Here is a 19,909-nt window from a genome sequence, read left to right as displayed (position 1 = left end):
TGTTTATATCGGAAGTTTAAAGAAAAGTAAACAAAATATATTTACTTCACTCACTACACTAGTATAGTCATCTATATTAATAACAAAAGCTATAATTTACAAGGAGAACACCTTATGAGTAAGAGAATAAACGAATTAGAATCATATGAGGACTAGCGGCTATAATAGTTGTATTTGGACATTTTTGTTTAATTATACCATAATTTGGAGATGAGAATTTTCTTGTTTTGGGTATTTGCTTTTCTTGGTTTGATTGTGATGGGATCTTACCCCTCTTTAGTAGACAAAAAGAAAAAGACTAAGTTATTAGTGTGTGTTGATATTCAATTGGGGCACACTGGTTTAATTTTTTTGTAAATGTGGAACAAATTTATTACTTAGATTGTCTATTAATTGTAATCCTAAAAATATAGTCGAACAGTAATAATGGTTTGATTTCTGCTAAAAGTAATGTGATAAGAACAATATTTAAAGTTAGATTACCTAAAAAAAAGAGTTCAAAAATTTAAAGTTTACCCTACTTTTTATTTTAATAGTTCCTTCTATCCTATATGTATATATGTACAATTCTCCCACTACACTAGTATAGTGGCCTTTATTAACAGTAAAATTTACAATTTACAAGGAGAAGACTTTATGAGTAAGAGAATAAAAGAGTTAGATTCTATACGGGGATTAGCAGCTATTACAGTGGTAATCGGACATTTTTGTTTGATGCTACCATCATTGCCTAATTCTATAAAACTATCACCTCTTAGGTTTTTATGGGCTGGTGGAGAAGCTGTAATCATTTTTTATGTACTCAGTGGTTTTGTGCTATCTATGGCACTCTATCATTCAAAAACAAATTATTGGGGTTATTTAATTAAGAGATTTGTACGAATCTATATCCCTTATTATTTCTGGATATTTATCACCTTTGCTTTATTTATTTTATTTTCATCATATGAAGTTACAGGACTTCGAGATTGGTTCTATGATAAGTGGCAAGGGCCAATAACAAAATTAGATATTATCAATCACTTTGTACTTCTTAATAACTTTTTTACGGATAATTATAATCCGGTTATCTGGTCATTAGCTCAAGAAATGCGTATATCTATCGTGTTTCCCTTGTTATTCCTTCTATTTTATAAACAGAGTTGGAAGAAAACGATACTGTTTGCTATGAGCTTTTCTTTAATTAGTATTTTTCTTAATATGTTGCATATTGGGAAAGCTGAGGGATTTTATAATGGTTATGCCGATACACTGCATTTCACATCTATGTTTATGGTCGGAATGTTACTTTTTAAGCATCAGGAAAAACTTACCCACTTATATAGAAATATGAAAAATTTAAAAAGAAATCTTCTTATCACACTAGGAATCTTTCTATATGTATACTCTACTGGAATTTTGCTGATTTCTCGTAGTGATACGGCTTTCCTATTAAAGGATTGGGGTGTCGTAATTGGCGTTAGTATACTGATTATAATGGCCATGAATAATCTAAAGGTAAAAGAAATTTTAAATAAGAGTGTATTTGTATACTTAGGAGAAATTTCATATAGTATCTATTTATGTCATTTTCCAATCATGATGGTACTATTTAAACTTTTGTATACAAAAATACCTATCCTTTTCCTTCTTATCTTATGTATTACAATGACAATACTTTGTTCTATAGTATCGTATCATTTAATTGAAAAGAAATGTATCAATTGGGCAAAACAAAGAACAAAAAATTTCAAAAAAAAGGTGTAATACTTGTAGGAGGAAGGAAACGATTCAAAAAATAAGCCGCCTTGAAAAATCCCCAATTCAAGCGGTTGTTTTTTCTGTAAATTCCTATATTAAACTTTACACCTAAAAAAAAATTTTGAGTCCAAAAAGGTACGGATTTTTTATAGGAGGAGTAATGTATGAAGCATACGATTAAAAAACGATTTATTATATTATTCTTTATTAGTATTTTAGGTTTAGGAACCATATCTGTAATATTTTATGTTAAGCATAAAACCAATATTCAAAGAAATAAAGCGATTGCTACCGAACAACGTTTATTGCAATATGAGCTAACCGTGAAAAGAGAATTAGAAAAATATAATTTAGAGGGTAAAACAGCAGTTTTATTAGGAATTATGTACCAAGAGAGTAGAGGTGAGGGAAACGACCCTATGCAGTCTTCTGAATCACTGGGATTAAAGCCAAATGAAATTCAAGAGACAAGCTTGAGCATTAGACAAGGGGTCAAACACTTTGCTCAAATGTACAAATATGGAACGGAAAAAGATGTTAGCATGGAGACAATTATTCAAAGCTATAATATGGGACCAGGATATATTGATTTTATTGCTAGTCAAGAAGTTAAACAACACTCGGAAGATTCGGCCAAAAATTTTTCTAAGATGAAAGTTGATCAAAATCCAGAGATGTACACTTGTGGTGGAAATAAAAAAAATTTTAGGTATCCATATTGTTATGGTGATTTCACATATGCAACAAGGGTGAATGAAAAAGTAAAGGGTATTGAAGAACTTCTCCGAAAAAATTCAAAGAGTAACTCAGGAAAATTATAATGTAATAATTTTAAGATTCGTGTGAGAGATGTATTAAACCAGGTCATAGTGATACCTGTATTCTAAAAATGGTCTGACTACATGCCAGGTTCAGATGAGTTTGGAGTGACTCATGCAAAGTAGGCAGGACTTAAAAAGCACTCCACCAAGCCACGAGAATTTAGGTTTTACCGTAGGTACCATTTCACGTTCAACAAAATAATATTAGGCTCATAATGTCTCCATTTAAATAAACTTTCCTTATCCACACTAATCAGTTACCTTTTAAAGTAGCCTCATCAGTATGGATAATTTTGAGAATGTTCAATATCTCCTTATTATTGTAAAATTATATTAATAAATGTTAATGTACACATAAAAAACAGGATAGTTCCTATAAAAAGTAAATACCACAATGTCTAGGGGGTTGAAATGGTGGGGAAGATAGTTTTTTTTAAAAAATTAGATAAGAAACTAATCTTTATTTTATTCATATTATGTATCACCAGTATTGTTGCAATATACAGCAGTCAGCAAACCGGGCAATATGGCAACCAAAATTTTGCTATGAAACAAATGGTAAATTACGCCATAGGTTTTGTTCTATTATTAATTGTTGCCAATATCGATTTAGATCAATTACAAAAATTAGCTTGGCCAATTTATATTGTGGGGTTCATCTCAATTATCATTTTAAAGGTATTACCAGTGTCAAGTTTTACACCTGAAATATTAGGGGCAAAAAGATGGTTTAGATTTCCAATTATTGGTGCTATTCAACCAGCTGAATTTTTTAAGCTTTCCTTAATTCTTCTGGCCGCAAGTTTAGTCGTAAAACATAATGCACAGTATATGGCACGGACATTTCAAACTGATTTACTTTTGATTGGTAAAATATGTTTGATAACTATTCCACCTGCGTTACTTGTATATAGTCAACCCGATACGGGAATGGTGTTCCTATATATAGCAGCGATTGCATGTATTATATTTATGTCAGGAATTCAAAAAAAGTTAATCGTACTATTTGCTGGGATTCCGATGACTGTATTGTCTGCTTTAATACTTATATACGTAAAATATCCAGATATTTTCTTCAATAAGTTAGTTACTTTATTAAAGCCCCACCAACAATCGCGAATTTTAGGTTGGTTAGATCCATTTCAGTATACAGATCAGGGATATCAAACGCAACAAGCACTTTTAGCTGTAGGTAGTGGAGGGATAGAAGGAAAAGGCTTCAGTTCTGGAAATGTTTATATTCCAGAAAAACATACTGATTTCATTTTTGCCACAATTGCCGAAGAGGGCGGTTTTATAGTTGCCACTTTTATAATATGTATATTCTTCTTAATGCTTTCCCGAATACTTATAATTGGTAATTCCGCAAATAATTTATTCGGCACCTTACTATGCGCAGGAATTGTAGGCATTCTAATGTTACAATTTTTTCAAAATATCGGTATGATTGTGGGATTAATGCCTGTCAAAGGTATTGCACTTCCATTTTTATCATATGGCGGAAGCTCTTTATTTTCGAACATGCTAATGATGGGGCTTATTCTATCCACACGAAAAACATACAAAGAATATATGTTTTCAGTGAATCAGCACTAAATATCAAATAAGAAGTACTTATACCTAATAATACGTGATGAATAAAAAAGGTTACAGAACTATAATTAAGTATTGTTAATAGACAGAGGGGGGAGAATAATAAACATTCTTCTCCCTTTGTCTGTAATTAGCATTTGCATTATCAACACACACATATATGTTGTAAGGAGTTGCTGGAGTGAGTTTTAAGGTTACAAAGGGGTAGCATGATGCACATTTTAACGTTTTTATACGTTAAGACATTGTCAAAACGTGAATTTTATTTGTCTTAAATACCTTCGTTTTTGAGAATGAATAAGTTGCTTAGAGTAGTAAAATCATCGTTTTTTTATGTCAAAATTTGCTTAGCGTATATTTTTGTTAAAATGTTGATGGTACGCCAATTGTCATTCTAGTCGTTCGAATTTTACAGAATTACAATGGTGAATACGAAAAAATGATTTCTAAATTTTAAAGATAAGTTCAACTTGCCATCGTAAGGAATAAAAATCGTATAGGTTCTGGTGCAAAAATAAAGTAAAAGAGAATAAAGCATATATATTCCTAAGGGAATCGTATTTTATGCTACAAGTCCAAACAATTTATGGACGAATTCTTTCTGATTTTGGATAGACTGGTTCCGCAAATTAATCTGTTCTTTTTTAATCATATGCATGGCTTCTACTCCAGAAAGAATAGATATAGCTGTGTCAAAAGATTTGGGCCCCAACATAGAACGGATACGCTTCTTTATAAAGCGATGATCTTGTTCTACTATATTATTTAAGTACTTTTGTTGTCTAAGTTGCATACCATCAGGTATGCTTTTTTCTTTTTTCAACTCTTCAATTGCTATAGGATAATTGGGATACTTATCGACTGTTATCACACGTGACTTTGAAACATGAAAAGACCGCAAAGCTTTCTTGAAAAAGTACTTTGCAGCCTTTTGGTCGCTTGTTTTGCTTAGACCAAAATCGATTGTGTTTCCTTTCGAATCGACAGTACGGTACAGGTACATTCATTGCCCTTTAACTTTTATATATGTTTCATCAACCCTCCAAGAATCATTGGTTTGCTTCAGGTGACGAAGAATTCGTTTGTCCAATTCAGGGCCATACTGATGAACCCAACACATAAACGTGGTATGAGAAATAGATAAGCCCCGTTCCTTACTTTGAACTTGGAAAACATACAAAACAAGATTTAATTGATATGCCTAATCAAAATCCGGATTCATTTGCAGTCGAATTAAAAGGAGAGCGTGTATAATATTACTGCTACTCCGGAACGTGTAAAAAAATACTTGCTAGGTTCTAATACAGACCCGGCACAATTATTAAAAAAATGAATGAAGCCACTAGGATTCAAGATCGAATGTCTGGATTAACGGAAGAACAAGTAGATAAACATTATATTCATTATGTAGAAGATAAAGATAATAAATCTGGCTTTATGTACGCAACTGAATATAGAACAGCGTATGTAGGAGATGCCATTCAACATGTATTAGATATCAATAAATTTACTACTGATGGATGGGGACCTTGGCATGAAGCTGGACATTTGAGACAACAGGTTCCTTGGAGATTCTATAATATGGGCGAAGTTCAAAATAATATTTACAGTCTCGCTGTAGAAAAAGCATTTGGACAACCATCACGTTTAGAAGAAGAAGGGGTTTATCCTAAGGTATCTAGATATTTAGTACAAGAAAATAAGAATTATGATGAAATTAGTGATGTTTTTGTAAAACTTGCTATGTTATGGCAATTACATCTAGCGTATGGAGAAGAATTCTATCCGAATTTGCATCAGCTGTATAGAGACATGCCTTCGAATGAGATTCCACAAACTGATGAAATGAAAAAACAATTATTTATGATTACAGCATCAAAAGCAGCAAAATAAAATTTGATTCCATCTTTTGAGAAATGGGGGTTGCGCCCAAATAATGATCCCCCCCAAAAATAGCGTCACTAGGGTATCCAAATTTAACGGCTGAAATTTGGGAAAGTACAGATTTTAATCCGATTAAACCGGATACACCGAATTCTTCGAATGTTTTAGAAGGAAGCCAATTTGCATGGTCGCTGAAAGGAATTGGAGATTTTGAATTCGCAAAAGTAAATTTAAATAAATCAACAGAAGAAATGCAAATTAATCTAAAAGCAGGTGTACCACATAACTACTTTGATAGTACATATGCAAGTATTAAAGTGCAAAACACATCAGGTAAAGTCGCCTATAACAAAGAGGTTTATGGGAATAAACAGTAAAATGATGAAACACAAAAAATTCTAGTAAAGATCGGTGATTTTATTGAACTTACACATCTAGAAGGCAGAGAGAGGGCAACATTAATAAATTTAGATAATAATAAACGTGAAAGCTTTGATAAAAAAGCAATGTATGAAGTTACAAAAGATGGCCTGAAAAAAGTAAATCAAATTGTTAATCCGAAACTAGATACAGAAGCTCCGACACAGCCACAAGGATTATATGCAAGCAACCTCACTTCTAACAGTGTAGAGATAAAATGGAATCCTTCTACAGACAATGTAGGTGTAAAAGAATATCAGGTATTACGTGATGGACAATTGATTCAAACTGTTCGAGGAACGACATTTACTGATCAAAACTTAACAGCTAATAAGGAATATAAATATGCAGTGAAGGCTGTAGATGCATTTAGAAATACATCAATTCAAAGTAATATTCTTCCGGTAAAAACAAAAGATCAAAATGTATCTTATGAAAAATGGGATCCGAAGAAGGCATATACAAAGGGAGATAAAGTAGAACATCAAGGGAAAGTGTATGAAGCGGTTCAAAATCATCAAGGAAATGGTGACCCAAATTGGATATTCGCTTTGGCATTATGGAATTCACTAGCATAGGGGTCTGATGTATATTGAAACTACGCCAAAATGTTTATGGTAATTATGAAGTTTCCCCTTATGCCCATCAAGCTAAGCCTTTTAATTACCCTCAAAACGAAAAAGTTATTTCTCTACAGTCATTTATGAAAAATTAATCGAATTTCTTTTTTTACAGATGATTAATTTTTAAAAATTATACTCAAGGGTTAGGGTCTTATAATAACTTTTATGAAGTATTAATACTTCATAAAAGTTATTGTGAATTTTGTGAATGAGTGTTTTTGACTTTCTACTTTAATAAATCCATGGTGAGCTTCGATAATTGATTTCGCTAGTGCTAAGCCAATTCCAATGGAACCTTCTTTATTAGAATTTTTTGTTTTGTAAAATCTATCGAATATATATGGCAAATCTTCTGATGCAATACCTTCACCAAAATCTTGAATTATTATTTCAATATGAATAGGAGAGTTTGTGACTTCAATATAAATAGAACTATTATCATTTGAATGTTCAATGGAATTCTTTAAAATATTTAATAATGCTTCTTGCATCCAAATACTGTCATGGAAAAGTGATATTTTTTCATTGGTTTTTAAATGTATGTTCATATTTTTTTTATTTAATTTACTGTTCAAACTAGAAATGACCTCATAAATTGTATCAATAATATCAGAGTTTTCTTTTTCAAATAGTATTGCTCTAGCATCTATTTTTGAAACTTTTAATAAATTATGTATTAAAAAGTTGATTCTTGAAATTTGAACATCATTATTGTGTAAAAAATGATTTTGTTGTTCATTTAATTTACCTTGTAATAAGATATCATTGTTCACTGTTAGTGTTGAGAGGGGTGTTTTTAGTTGATGAGAAATATCTTGTAAAGTTTGAATTAAAAATTGTTTCTCTTCCATTAAATTATGCATACTTTTTCTAATAACATTTTTCAGTTTATGAAAAGAATTAGCAAGTTTAGCTAGATCACCTTCTCTATTTTCCTTGATATCAATGGTGTAATCACCTTCAATAATTTTATTCGCTGCAACTGTTACATTTCTAATTTTTAAGAAAAAAGATTTATATTGTAAGTAATTTAGAAAAATTAGGATTAAGCTAAATACTATTGCTCCAAGGAACATGTATTTATTGTTTTGGGATATATGTTTATTTAAATAAGGAAAAAGTCTTGAATCCAATTCAGCAGATAGACCATATTGTTTTAATAGCATTTCTCCATCACTGGAATAATCTTTTTTATTGGCTGTATCATTTGTAAATGCTTGTATTATTTCGTATTCATTTTCTGGGTTTTGTTCAATTAGTTTTCCAGTAATTTCACTCCAAATAGTAATATAATCATTTTTTAAATGGTCATATAGAATATGAACTGTGATAACTTGATATATAATAAATAAAAAAGAGATTAATGCTAATGTAAGTATATTAATTTTTATTTCTCTATTTATCATTAAATTACTCCTTACTGACGTCTTTATTCCAGAAATATCCGACACCTCTTTGTGTGATTATACAGTCAGGATTTTGTGGATTATCCTCAATTTTACTTCTCAATCTTTTTACATAAACAGAAAGAGTATTTTCATCAAAAAACACTTCACCTTCATCTGCTATTTTTTTCAATATCTCATTTCTTTGTAACACTTTATGAGGATTTAGCATTAACTTTAATAAGAGTTTGTATTCTAAATGTGTTAAATTTATACTTTTCTCATGCTTAAAAGCCCTGGCCGCTTCAACTTCAAGCTGTATATTTTCAGACCTCAATATAGTATTAGAAGCTGTTTTAATTTTTTTTCTTAATTGTACCTTTACTCTAGATAATAGCTCTTTTACCCTGAAGGGTTTTGTTATATAATCATCTCCACCAATATCAAGGCCCATTACTACATTTGCCTCCTCATCCAGTGCTGTGAGAAAAATAATAGGTATATCACCTTTTCTTTTAAGATAGGTACATAAATCATACCCATTTCCATCTGGGAGTCCAACATCCAATATAGCTAAGTCAAATTTATTATTTTCGTATTGGTCTTTTGCATCTTGTACAGTAGAGACCCTTATAACTTCAAGTCCTTCTCCTTTTAGAGTAAACTCAATAGCCATTCCTAGATCGTTATCGTCTTCAACGAATAATACTTTATCCACAGTATCTCTCCTCATTTGTCTTTGATTATGGCAGTATTTTAGATTATGACAGTTATTTTACACGTTGATTGGTTAATTTAAAATAGTTTAGTATGGAAATGGACTTTTAGAGGCTTTTCTGAGTATAAGCATAATACCCAAATCGGCTTAAAACTTTTCAGTATATAATGAGATACAACAATTACTTAAAGCAGAATATTTACGTAATTCATACATGTACTTGCTTATATTTTGAAAAACCTTGTAATAGTGTCTTGTTGAATTTGTACGTTTTTATACAATCAGTAATGTTTTGTTTAAGTTATCTTATACAAAAATGTTAAATGATATTTGAATTCGCATTAATTATGTAAATGGATTTAAAAAAACAGATCATTGAGAATAAGAGCTGGATGGGAGCGGATTTTTTAGAATTTGAAAAGTATGTGTGTACTTAAATAAGTGTATAAAAGCCGTTTAATTTTAAAGTATATCTTGATCAGAGTTACGAGCATATAAAAAGTTAGATTTAGTAATCTTACTAAACTGTAAGATTAAAGTATATATAGTAAGACAAGCGTTATTCAATTAGCAATTAAAGACGTCTATACTGAAGGTAAGCATTCTTTATTAAGACTTGTAGCATTTTAGCCACTGTTTATTTAAAGAAAAAACCTACTGTCTAATCCCAGATTAAACTTAGTATATGAGGAGGAAGAAAATGAAAAAGATAATAGGATTTCTAGTAGTAACAGCAATTTTTATAGGTATAGGGTTTGCTGTAAATCGGTATATACATGGTCCCTCACAACCAGTAAACGGTATCATGGTATCGGGAACGAAAGAAAATATATATGCTGTAAAAAAACTTTATAAAGATCAAAACGTACAAACAGCAGATTATAGTTATAAGTTGGTCACAGAATTAATAAAACAAGAACTCACTACCGAACAGAAAGAACAAATTAAGAAACAATGGAAAGAAAAAAGAGAAAATATGACTGAAGAAGAGATGGACAAGGAACTTGATAAACCATCTGTTAGAAAGAAACAATATGCGGTAATTACAAAATCTACAGCTGAAAAATTCTTAAAAAAAGGAATTGTAAGAAGGCCCTTATCAAAAGAAGATAGTTCATTGACTTCAACCCCGGTAAAAGAAATAAAAGGATTAGCGAGTGAAAAAAACATATTTTATAAGAAAAATGTGGAAGATGAGGAAATAAAGGATGGCAAGTTAAATTTAAATGGACAAATGATACCTGTTCAACATATTGAACAACATAATTGGATTGGCTATTTTTCATCACCGATAGTAATTGTTAATGAGGAAACATATAAACAAGTAAAAGAAAAAGAAGTAAACCTTTCATTAATTCAGTTTGCAAAAGAAAATTTTGATTATAAAAATAAAAACAAGGTAAAAAAGGTGGTCGAAAACATTTCAAAAGTATATGAAGTGAGAGACCAGAATGGTGAATACGATAGGGATAAAATCTATTTTGTAGAGATTCAAAATTAATCTGTGAAAAGGATGAGTTGTATGGAGGTTGTTAGATTAGAAAATGTAGTAAAAAAATATGGAGAGGGAGAAACGCAAGTACAGGCGTTAAAAGGAATTAATCTTTCCATTCATAGGGGCGAATTCGTAACCATAGTTGGAGCATCAGGTTCTGGTAAAAGTACCTTATTGCATATTTTAGGAGGGCTGGATCATCCGAGTTCGGGAAATGTGTTTATAGGTGATGAAAATGTCTACAATTATGAAGATAATGAACTCTCTATTTTTCGCCGAAGAAAAGTTGGCTTTATATTTCAGTTTTTTAATTTAATTCCTGTCTTAAATGTACAAGAAAATATTGCTTTGCCAGCTCTATTGGACGAAGAACAGGTAGATGAACATTACCTGGATGAAATTATAAAAACGCTAGGGTTAAATGAAAGACGAGATCATTTGCCTTCTGAATTATCGGGTGGTCAACAACAAAGGGTTTCTATTGGTAGATCTCTTATAAATAAACCCGATATTATCTTAGCGGATGAACCAACCGGAAATCTAGATACAAAAAATACAAAAGAAGTTCTGAATTTATTAAAAGTAACGGCTAAAAAATATAATCAGACGGTGATTTTAATTACCCATGACCCTGCTATCGCATCAAACTCTGATCGAATTATAACCATTACAGATGGCATGATTATTTCAGATGAAAAATTAGTGCAAAATCAAGAGAAATGTGGAGGGGAGGAGTATTGATTCATAGTTACAAACAGTTAAGTCAAAAATATATCAGAAGTAATATAAAACGTACCCTGCTAACATTAACAGGTATTATTCTAGCATTGACGCTAATAACAACGATTGGACTTTTTTTTAATAGTGGATACACTTCGGGAATTGATAATGCTAAAAAAGGTTCTATGGGTTCTGCAAATATTTCAGTTGAAAATTATAATCAAAAGCTTTTCAATATGATAAAAAGTAATCCGAATATATCTTCTTATGGCATCATAACTCCAGGAGAGGTGCTCCATGTTGATGATATAGTTGTTTCTTATATGTATGCAGATCATCAAGCATTGAAGCTGTTACAGTCTAGTATTCCTGTAGAAGGTAAGCTGCCTTCAAATGAAAACGAGGCTGTTTTGGAAAAATGGATGCTGCCTTACTTCGGTCCCAATCTTAAATTAGGCGGTATGTTTACTATTCATGAAAAAAAATATAAACTAGTTGGTTTGCTAAATAAGTCTAGTAGTACTCAGGAAAATAAAACTGGTCAATTATTTACATATAAAAATAAGTTCAAAGTTGGTGAAGGTAGCGTATTGATTGAATTGCATAAGTACGCAAACTTTGATAAAGTTGAAAACCAATTTAAATTATTGACGAATAAAAAAAATATAAGAGTAAATGACGAATTAAATAGAGCCTTAAAGCCTAGTGTGGAGATAATGGTGGCAGCCGCTATTAGTATTGGGATTGTTGTGATTTCTACGATTGTTATTATTTACAATGCATTTCAAATTAGTATAGTAGAGCGAATGAAACAGTTTGGGCTATTGAGGAGTATTGGAGCTACAAAAAAACAAATCAGAAAAATTGTGATAAGAGAAGCAACATTTCTTTCTATTATTGCTATCTTTTTTGGGATTTTGTGTAGTATATCAGTAGTCTTTTTACTTAATCAAGTACTGATAAAAGTACTTAAAAACTCTATGGGATATACAATTAAATTAGATTGGTTAATTATATGTGTAAGTTCGTTAATTACATTGATAACTGTTTATATTTCAAGCTATTTTCCTGCTTTTTTTGCAGGTAGAATTTCACCGCTACTGGCCGTAAGTAGCCGATTGGCTATAAAAAAAGAAAAAATAAAGAAAAAAAGGAGAACAAAACTAAAGAAACCACTATCTTTTCCGTTAAGTATGGGATTGAAAAATATCCAAAGAAATCCCAATAGATATACAGTTACAATTTTGTCTATTATTATAAGTAGTGTACTGTATATCACGTTTACGTTTCTCATAGATACTGTCATTCAGCGTAAACAACCGGAAATTCAAGCTCTAAAATCGGATATATCAGTTACGGTTAATTCAAATTTAGACAAACCTAGCATAGATCGTATGAGTCGAAATATTTATAAAGTTAATAACGTAGAGAATCTGTACAAGCAATATCAGGCAAATGATTTTTATACGAAAGTACCAAAAAATAAACAAATTAAAGAATTACAAGGAAATGAATCGCTGTATCATAAAGTAAAATACAATAATCAAACTGTAGAAATTATGGAAACACAAATAAAAGCATACGATGAGAATAGTTTAAAGAAACTAGCTGAAAATGTAACTAGTGGAAGAATTGATATTTCAAAATTAAATCGTGAAAAAGAGGTTATTTTAGTAAAGCAAGCTGCATCAAATGATATGAATACAAGTAAAAAATATATAGGTTCTCTAAGTACTTTTCAGGTAGGGGATGAAATCCAAATAACAAGTCGGCAGGAAAGAAAACCTACAGAGGAAATCTCCTACAATGAAGAAAAACTAGAAACTTTAAAAATAGCTGCAATTGTAGAATTGGATATTTTTAATATGAGCAGAGTGATGGATACCATAACTTTTATTACTAGTGAACAAATAGCGGAAAATATTACACCATCTCCACAAAAATTAAAAGGTTTTGAAATTGATTTAGAGAATCAATCTCAGGCTGATGCTACAATTTTAGATATACAAAAGAAAATGGGTGGAGATGCATCTATAGAAGTAAAAAATAATATTGTTCAAAGTAATTTCCATACTGACAATATACTTTATATAAAAATATTAGGGTACGGATTTATAGCTGTTATTACACTAATTGGTTGTGTAAATATTTTAAATACTATAACAGTCAGCATCATTATGAGAAGAAAAGAATTAGCTGCTTTAAAATCGATTGGTATGTCGCAAAAGGATTTGAAAAAGATGGTTATATACGAAGGACTCCTGTACGGTTTCTTTGGAAGCATACAAGGGATCTTTTTCGGCTGTATGCTGTCGTATATTCTTTATGTAGCACTGTCAAATACGGTGTCGTTTGAATGGAGTATTCCTTATCAATCTAGCTTTATCACATTTATAATTGCACTGTTGATTAGTTATGTATCGGTACTAATTCCGCTTCAGAAAATTAAAAAGGATAACGTTATAGATGTAATTAGAGAAGAATAGCAGTAGTCATAGCAATATGTGATTCTGAGGTTCAGGTGAGATACATGTACAAAGGTTCATGATATGTATTTTAACTGTTGAACCAAATAATTCGGCTGCTGCAGTTAAATCGGGGATTAGCTATGTATCATGTTCTCAAGATGCTAACGGTATCACCTTCTATTTCAGTAATGCTGAAGCTAAAAAACTTTCATACTAACTTACTAAATGGTCGTACATTGAAGCAGGTGTTGCCGCTTTTGGTATTATACTAGCGGCGGCAGCAGCATCGGCTGTTGGTTTAATTGCGGTAGGTTTAGCATATATAGCTAATGAAATTAATTACAAAACGACAAAAAGGGTTGTTTGAATTTACTATAGTACTTGGAATATGCTTAAACCGGTACAAGTATCCAGTAGATAAATTTAATGTTATAAAAGAAGACACTAAGTATTTAGTGTTTTCTTTTTTTTAGGAGGATATATATTATGGAGGTACTCTAACGTAGGTTTATTAAAATTCACTTTACACTATTCAGTTTCGCTGGTTATTATAATTTTATGTATTGACCTTATGAAGTCGGACATTAAACCTGCAATCAAATTTATATTTTTGGGTGTATCTATAATTGGTATTCTTGGGAATCTTGTTGTAGGAACGAAGCTCATATTTGAATGAATCTACTTCTTATTAATATTTAAGACACTTAAATTATTAATACATTTGAGCGTCTTGAATATATTTTATTCTCTAAATACTGTTGGATTTTCAACTCTGATTGATTTCACTTCTCCACATTCTAAACAGAATGTGTTTAATAGTTTGGAACGCTTCCCTCCTGAAAAGAACCTACTAGATTCATCTTCGCAAACATACGCATGATAAGCGCTTCCACCCCTTCCCTAAAATTCGTAGGACCACAATTGTCACATTTCTTATTTTTTATATTAATAACGCTCCTTTTGGTGGTTATTTATTTTGTATACTCTAATTTCTTCATCCATCTTAATTTGCAAGCTTGGAAAAAGACCTCAAAAATTTCATCGTAAGGGTAATTTAGATAGATCAACTTTATAAACATTAAATAGTGGTTGGCCAGCTTTAACAAGTGGTAGTGTAGAACCAGTTAGCGACTCCGGATCTAAGCCTAGTATATTACTTCCATAAAAAATGAGCGCGGCTAATGGAGAGAATTCCGTTTCGTATATATTTGAATATAATTATTTATAAATTTTAGGTTAAGCAGTTATATATAGGTCTGTTTTATATTCAGGATTTTTTCTGATTTTACCAATTTCTTTTATATCTAATAATTTTTGATAATTACGTGCATGTTCTTCATTTGTAAAATGCATTTCTGCATCTCCTTTATAATAGAAGTGAATTGAATTTGTTATAAATTTTGTTTTCTATAAACTGTAACATATCCCTTTTTAAAATTTTGTGAAATATTTTGTTGAGGGACGTTTTGTTAGCTATAAATACCGTAGTATAAGAAGTGTAGTTACCTATAAATAACGAAGATAATGATATTTACGTTAGATGAAATTATGACACCAAGAGAAGCGTGTGATCGTTGGGGAATTACAATTGATAGTTTACATATGAAATTAAAAAGATTGAAAAATAGTGATGCGTTAAACGGATTAATCAAAGATGGTAAAGCGAAATATTATAAACCTGATGGGAAGCAATGGAGGTATTGTATCCGGAGGGAAAATGTGTCCAATCTTTAATTTGAAATGTTTGGTCATGGAGCAGGGCATAGAGATGAAGTTATAGAACAAGAGCAGAGTGTACACGAAAATTTCAGGAAAGACACAAGAAAAATAGCTGAGAATTACAGTGTTTTTTTGAAAAGGCGGCTCTCTGAACTTCAAATTGAAAAAATATATTCCTTTGGGTTTTCATATGGTGATGTAAATCAGGTTTATTTAATAAGATTATTCGAAAGTCTCAGAGATACTAGTGGTATTGCTTAATTCTTTAACAGTTATGATAAAGAACGTGAAGAAGAATTTAAGGATATACTAGAAAAATACGGATTCAATGGGGTATATGTTCGATATAGTGTTAAATCATAACACAAAATTATAATTTCACATACCTTACTGAAAATTAATTTAGTGATTGACACAATAATCTCAAGAGTGCTACGTTCTAAGTGTTAAAGTAATAAGAGGTTTATTATTTAGATGAAGCATATATGAGAAAAGGTATTGGAATACGTTTAGACACATTCTTAATACAAAATAACCGATTCCCTGTACCGATTGAGGAATCGGTTATTTATTTTAATTAGATGCTATTATCTAGTGGGCTACTTTTTCCATCTTTTCACCAAAAGGGCCTTCAAACAGAAAAGCAACTTGTAATAAATATGTTATTATTAATCACTCCTATTTTTAATGAGAAGTTCAAAAAGAATTTCTTTAATTTGTTTGCTACCAGAGAAAAGCTCCCTTTGTGCAAAAAAATTTACCGCATTTTTTGTACAAAAACCTCATATATTTAAGCATAATTTATTGGGAGGTTGATTATGAGCATGTATTCAAAAATACAAGAAAGTGCGAAGCGTATAAATGAATTAAATAACCATCAAAAGAAACTAGAACGCGAAAAAAATATATTAAAAAATGAGTTTTATAGATTGTTGAAAGAAAATAAACAAGACAAAGATACTCCCGAGGAGATAGGAGCATTGAATAATTAGTCTCAATTCAAAGTTTTATTTGAATTTTAGTCAACTTCAGAAGCATGAAAATAGTTTAACTTCAGTACTTGGTTAGCTATAAGTATTTTTGATACTATATTTATTCGTAAATTTGACACAACCTTTTATGATATATACATGTTATACTTAATTGCATAGTAAATAAATTGTATCCCAGTACATTACTTACTATTACTAGTACCCAAATAACTTAATATGATACGGTAAAAGGCCTCTTTTCAACGAGAAAAGAGGCCTTTTTTTATTAATATATAATTAAGTATATGTTATAAAGTAAAAAGGAAACTTTATATTAATTTTGTGAATTTTAAAGTCATAAATACATTAAAAATAAGCGTAGTTTAAAATATATTAATTTATATTTCTTTCATAGAGTTAAGATAAGGATCATATATTATAACAACATGTTACATTGAAAGGGTGAATATATGATTTCATCGTATTCGGTAAGTTATATTTTAGTGACGGGTAATACTGCTATAAAAAAGGTAGCTAGAGTTCATGCATCCTCAGAAGTTTATGCTGTTAATAAGATTAAAAGAGAATTAGAACGTAGGTTTTCACAGCCAACAAAAATTGAGGTTTATCCAGTTTAATAAGAAGGGTATAAAAAGTGGAATCATCCTTTGTTTTCTTATTAATTCATATGTAATTATTATGGATTAAAACTCTAATTCTTTAATTAAAATTTCCGCTATATTATCTTAAAAAAGAGCCCTTTTATTTTATTCCCATCAAGCTAACACTTGGAGGTATCCATAAAACAAAAATTTTATCACTGTAATTATTATTTATTAGATATCCGTTTATGTTCTTGTCTTAGGGAAAAAATATTTTTTAGAATGATGGGTGTGGGATTACTACCAGCATTTCGGAAAAAACATGCTAAGAAAATAAGTAATAAAAAGCTAATTCTATTTTACTCATAAGATAGAATTAGCTTTTATATAGAGTGCTTTACTATACTACTTTTAAAAAATTTAAGTGTGATTACCAATCACACTTTATTCTTAAATAGCTCTATGTTCGCTCGCTAATTAAAAAAATATAGAGTTGAATCATTTTGTTAAATAAAGTCAGTACTTTTTTAGAGAAGTCTTCAATATTTTCGTAAGCAATTTATACTCTTTTACTTTCTGCCACCCAAAATTATTGCATTTCCTACTACTTTTTTATTCAATAAGAGCTTTGGTAATTTCATTTCTTCAGCAAGTTTGTAGCTATTCGATTTAGAGATATGGAGTTTCTCTAGGTCATTTAAGAGCTCTTTTGTATCCCAAAATATTTTTAATCCATAAATAAATCTAAGAAGATAAATTCGCCACCAGGTTTTAATACCCTTAAAGCCTCTTTAATTACTTCTATTTTAGCATTCTGTTGGCATTGATCCCTTGAGTATTCCCAACTCTTCCCCCAATAATCAATTCCATTTAAAAAGGATTTAGGAAAAGCTATTGCAAGATTAATAATCAATGACCCACTACCTGTTCCTATATCTAATATTTTTCCTTTTCCATCCCAATTCACTTTTTTTACAATTAAATCATGTGTTTTTGATTGGTAATTCTCTCCGAACGTTACGAATTGATAAGTTGAATAAGAAAGTATAAACGTTATATAAATAAAAGGTATCGCTATAATCCCTGATAGGATTCGCAGATAGAAAGTAATAGGCAATAATGTTATAAATAGAAGAATTATTGAACTGATCAAAAATACAATCAGTTTTTTCATTCGAATCCAAGTCTGATATTTAGTTTTTTTCTCATTAGCACCATTCCTGTATATTTTTCACACATGGATTTATCCGTTATAAGATACTTTTATCTAGCCCCTCCTATCAGATTATTTTTGGCTACTAACAAATAATAGGTTTTTAAACAACCCTTAAGTCGCTGCAATTCATTTTCATAGCTCCATATGCCATGCTCCAATATTTTTTCCAAAAGAAATTTTTCTCGGTTACTAGGGGCAGATTTAAAATAAACCATATGTTATCCGAACTTGGGTTCTTCTAATTTTATTATTTTTGCCAAGAAGACTCCTTCCTCAAGGAACGCGAAATGAGTAGGTGGGAGATGAATTGGCTTCGGACAAGGGATGGCAGTAAGTAATCTTAATCGTTCGACATACATAAATTGTTACTTCACTACCTATCGAGTGTATGTTCGTTATATGATAGGCGCATTCCGAAATGGAGGTGAAATGAATGATGATTAATAAAGCATATAAATTTCGTACCTATTCAAATAAAACACAAGCAACCCTAATCAATAAAACGATTGGTTGTTCTCGTTTTGTATTCAATCACTTCCTATCACTATGGGATAATGCATACATAGAAACAGGAAAAGGTTTGACATATGGTACATGCTCTGCCAAACTTCCTGCCATGAAGGAAGAGTTTGTATGGCTAAAAGAAGTGGATAGTATTGCGATTCAGTCGTTTGTTCGCAACCTTGCGGATGCTTATACACGCTTTTTCAAAAAACAAAATTAAATTGCCAAAACTAGGTCTTATTTGACTTGCCAAAAGTCGTGAAGTAAAGGGACGTATTTTAAATGCTACAGTTAGACGGAACCCTTCTGGTAGATATTTAGTGTCACTATTAGTTGAAACAGAAGTACAAGAACTTCCGAAAACCCATTCTTACATTGGGATAGATGTAGGACTAAAAAAAAATGCCATTTTGTCAGATGGAACACCCTATAAAAATCCGAAGTTTTTCTGATTATTAGAAGAGAAATTGTCGAAAGCACAGCGTGTTCTCTCTAGAAGTATGAAAGAACCTTCTGGCTGGAATAAACAACGAGTAAAGGTAGCTAGAATTTATGAAAACATGGTAAATTATAGAAAATATTACTGGGACAAAACTTTAAATGAAATCATCAAAAACCATGATGTTATCGGTATAGAAGATTTGCAAGTATTGAATATGATGAAAAATCGTAAGTATAAGTTAGCAAAAGCAATTAGTGAGGTTTCCTGGTCACAGTTTCGAACCATTTTGGAATATAAAGCAAAATGGTACGGCAAACAAGTCATTATCGTATTGAAAACATTGGCTTCAAGCCACTTCCCATGAAACGCTCGTTGGTTTCAAGTTTTCGTAGCAACAGAACCTTTAATTTCTAATGGTCCCAGTATCTTTTATTTTGACATGTGTCTTTATATTTATTTTAGCCTCTGCTAATGTTTGCAACCAATCTCCTTTTACTTTTTTCCACTCTTTATATTGAAAGGCTCTAGCATATAGGGATAATCCGATTGGATCAATTTTATTCTGCTGTATTTGATTTAATATATTTT

At 30.8% G+C, this 19,909-nt stretch carries 12 protein-coding genes and 6 pseudogenes; 11 read left to right on the top strand and 7 right to left on the bottom strand.

Going from position 1 to position 19,909, the window contains the following annotated elements; genetic code table 11:
• Nucleotides 1–636: 636 nt before the first annotated feature.
• Both MR160_RS27045 and MR160_RS27040 read left to right on the top strand, forming a co-directional pair.
• Nucleotides 637–1,746, top strand: a complete 1,110-nt coding sequence (locus MR160_RS27045) for an acyltransferase family protein (protein ID WP_000044177.1) — start codon at nt 637–639, stop codon at nt 1,744–1,746.
• Nucleotides 1,747–1,904: 158 nt separating this feature from the next.
• Nucleotides 1,905–2,561, top strand: a complete 657-nt coding sequence (locus tag MR160_RS27040) for a lysozyme family protein (RefSeq protein ID WP_242298525.1) — start codon at nt 1,905–1,907, stop codon at nt 2,559–2,561.
• A 170-nt stretch (nt 2,562–2,731) separates the two neighbouring features.
• On the opposite strand, the pseudogene MR160_RS27035 reads toward MR160_RS27040, so the two are convergent.
• Nucleotides 2,732–2,809, bottom strand: a pseudogene (locus MR160_RS27035) (IS6 family transposase); the annotation flags it as partial.
• Between the two features lie 163 nt (nt 2,810–2,972).
• Here MR160_RS27035 and MR160_RS27030 point away from each other — a divergent pair.
• Entirely contained in the window at nt 2,973–4,157 is a 1,185-nt protein-coding gene (locus MR160_RS27030) for an FtsW/RodA/SpoVE family cell cycle protein (protein WP_242298523.1), read from the top strand.
• A gap of 559 nt (nt 4,158–4,716) precedes the next feature.
• Here the strand turns inward: MR160_RS27030 and MR160_RS27020 are convergent.
• Nucleotides 4,717–5,310: pseudogene (locus MR160_RS27020) on the bottom strand (IS6 family transposase); the annotation flags it as partial.
• Here MR160_RS27020 and MR160_RS27015 point away from each other — a divergent pair.
• Nucleotides 5,307–6,589: pseudogene (locus MR160_RS27015) on the top strand (M60 family metallopeptidase); the annotation flags it as partial. The pseudogenes MR160_RS27020 and MR160_RS27015 sit on opposite strands and share 4 nt — an antisense overlap.
• Entirely contained in the window at nt 6,569–7,036 is a 468-nt protein-coding gene (locus tag MR160_RS35175; protein WP_346670369.1) for a carbohydrate-binding protein, read from the top strand. The pseudogene MR160_RS27015 and the gene MR160_RS35175, both read left to right, overlap by 21 nt.
• A 218-nt stretch (nt 7,037–7,254) precedes the next feature.
• Here the strand turns inward: MR160_RS35175 and MR160_RS27010 are convergent, their stop codons facing one another.
• A complete protein-coding gene (locus MR160_RS27010; protein WP_242298522.1) occupies nt 7,255–8,487 on the bottom strand; it encodes a HAMP domain-containing sensor histidine kinase in 1,233 nt (410 codons plus the stop codon).
• Between the two features lie 4 nt (nt 8,488–8,491).
• Nucleotides 8,492–9,184 carry a response regulator transcription factor gene (locus tag MR160_RS27005; protein ID WP_242298521.1) on the bottom strand — a complete coding sequence of 231 codons (693 nt, stop codon included), beginning with the start codon at nt 9,182–9,184 and terminating at the stop codon, nt 8,492–8,494.
• 700 nt (nt 9,185–9,884) lie between these two features.
• On the opposite strand from MR160_RS27005, the gene MR160_RS27000 reads away from it, so the two are divergent.
• The 3 genes from MR160_RS27000 to MR160_RS26990 are packed head-to-tail and all read left to right on the top strand — an operon-like array spanning nt 9,885 to nt 13,885.
• The gene (locus MR160_RS27000) at nt 9,885–10,685 is read left to right on the top strand and encodes a lipoprotein BA_5634 family protein (RefSeq protein ID WP_242298518.1); all 801 of its coding nucleotides are present in this window, start codon (nt 9,885–9,887) and stop codon (nt 10,683–10,685) included.
• A 21-nt stretch (nt 10,686–10,706) separates the two neighbouring features.
• The gene (locus MR160_RS26995) at nt 10,707–11,420 is read left to right on the top strand and encodes an ABC transporter ATP-binding protein (RefSeq protein WP_242298516.1); all 714 of its coding nucleotides are present in this window, start codon (nt 10,707–10,709) and stop codon (nt 11,418–11,420) included.
• Nucleotides 11,417–13,885, top strand: a complete 2,469-nt coding sequence (locus MR160_RS26990) for an ABC transporter permease (protein ID WP_242298514.1) — start codon at nt 11,417–11,419, stop codon at nt 13,883–13,885. The genes MR160_RS26995 and MR160_RS26990 overlap by 4 nt, the downstream gene beginning before the upstream one ends.
• A 723-nt stretch (nt 13,886–14,608) precedes the next feature.
• Here MR160_RS26990 and MR160_RS26985 read toward each other — a convergent pair.
• Nucleotides 14,609–14,811, bottom strand: a pseudogene (locus MR160_RS26985) (hypothetical protein).
• A 580-nt stretch (nt 14,812–15,391) separates the two neighbouring features.
• Here MR160_RS26985 and MR160_RS26975 point away from each other — a divergent pair.
• Nucleotides 15,392–15,601, top strand: coding sequence for a helix-turn-helix domain-containing protein (locus MR160_RS26975; RefSeq protein WP_242298513.1), 210 nt, complete (start codon nt 15,392–15,394; stop codon nt 15,599–15,601).
• 803 nt (nt 15,602–16,404) lie between these two features.
• A complete protein-coding gene (locus tag MR160_RS26970; protein WP_242298511.1) occupies nt 16,405–16,578 on the top strand; it encodes a hypothetical protein in 174 nt (57 codons plus the stop codon).
• A gap of 1,150 nt (nt 16,579–17,728) precedes the next feature.
• Here MR160_RS26970 and MR160_RS26965 read toward each other — a convergent pair.
• Nucleotides 17,729–18,333 (bottom strand): annotated as a pseudogene (locus MR160_RS26965) (class I SAM-dependent methyltransferase).
• Between the two features lie 475 nt (nt 18,334–18,808).
• Here MR160_RS26965 and MR160_RS26960 point away from each other — a divergent pair.
• A pseudogene (locus tag MR160_RS26960) lies at nt 18,809–19,673 on the top strand (RNA-guided endonuclease TnpB family protein); the annotation flags it as partial.
• 51 nt (nt 19,674–19,724) lie between these two features.
• On the opposite strand, the gene MR160_RS26955 reads toward MR160_RS26960, so the two are convergent.
• Nucleotides 19,725–19,909: Ger(x)C family spore germination C-terminal domain-containing protein (locus tag MR160_RS26955; protein WP_242298509.1), on the bottom strand; the 185-nt coding region annotated here is incomplete at its 5' end.

Source organism: Bacillus cereus group sp. BfR-BA-01382, from assembly GCF_022663475.1.
GTDB classification, from domain to species: domain Bacteria; phylum Bacillota; class Bacilli; order Bacillales; family Bacillaceae_G; genus Bacillus_A; species Bacillus_A thuringiensis_S.
The sequence above is the reverse complement of the archived record's forward strand: the minus strand, read 5'-3'. Positions and strand labels throughout refer to the sequence as shown.

Coding starts and splice junctions, on each gene's coding strand:
- MR160_RS27000 (WP_242298518.1), top strand. CDS start 9,885: ATGAAAAAGATAATAGGATTTCTAGTAGTAACAGCAATTTTTATAGGT.
- MR160_RS26970 (WP_242298511.1), top strand. CDS start 16,405: ATGAGCATGTATTCAAAAATACAAGAAAGTGCGAAGCGTATAAATGAA.
- MR160_RS26995 (WP_242298516.1), top strand. CDS start 10,707: ATGGAGGTTGTTAGATTAGAAAATGTAGTAAAAAAATATGGAGAGGGA.
- MR160_RS27010 (WP_242298522.1), bottom strand. CDS start 8,487: ATGATAAATAGAGAAATAAAAATTAATATACTTACATTAGCATTAATC.
- MR160_RS27040 (WP_242298525.1), top strand. CDS start 1,905: ATGAAGCATACGATTAAAAAACGATTTATTATATTATTCTTTATTAGT.
- MR160_RS26975 (WP_242298513.1), top strand. CDS start 15,392: ATGATATTTACGTTAGATGAAATTATGACACCAAGAGAAGCGTGTGAT.
- MR160_RS27030 (WP_242298523.1), top strand. CDS start 2,973: ATGGTGGGGAAGATAGTTTTTTTTAAAAAATTAGATAAGAAACTAATC.
- MR160_RS27045 (WP_000044177.1), top strand. CDS start 637: ATGAGTAAGAGAATAAAAGAGTTAGATTCTATACGGGGATTAGCAGCT.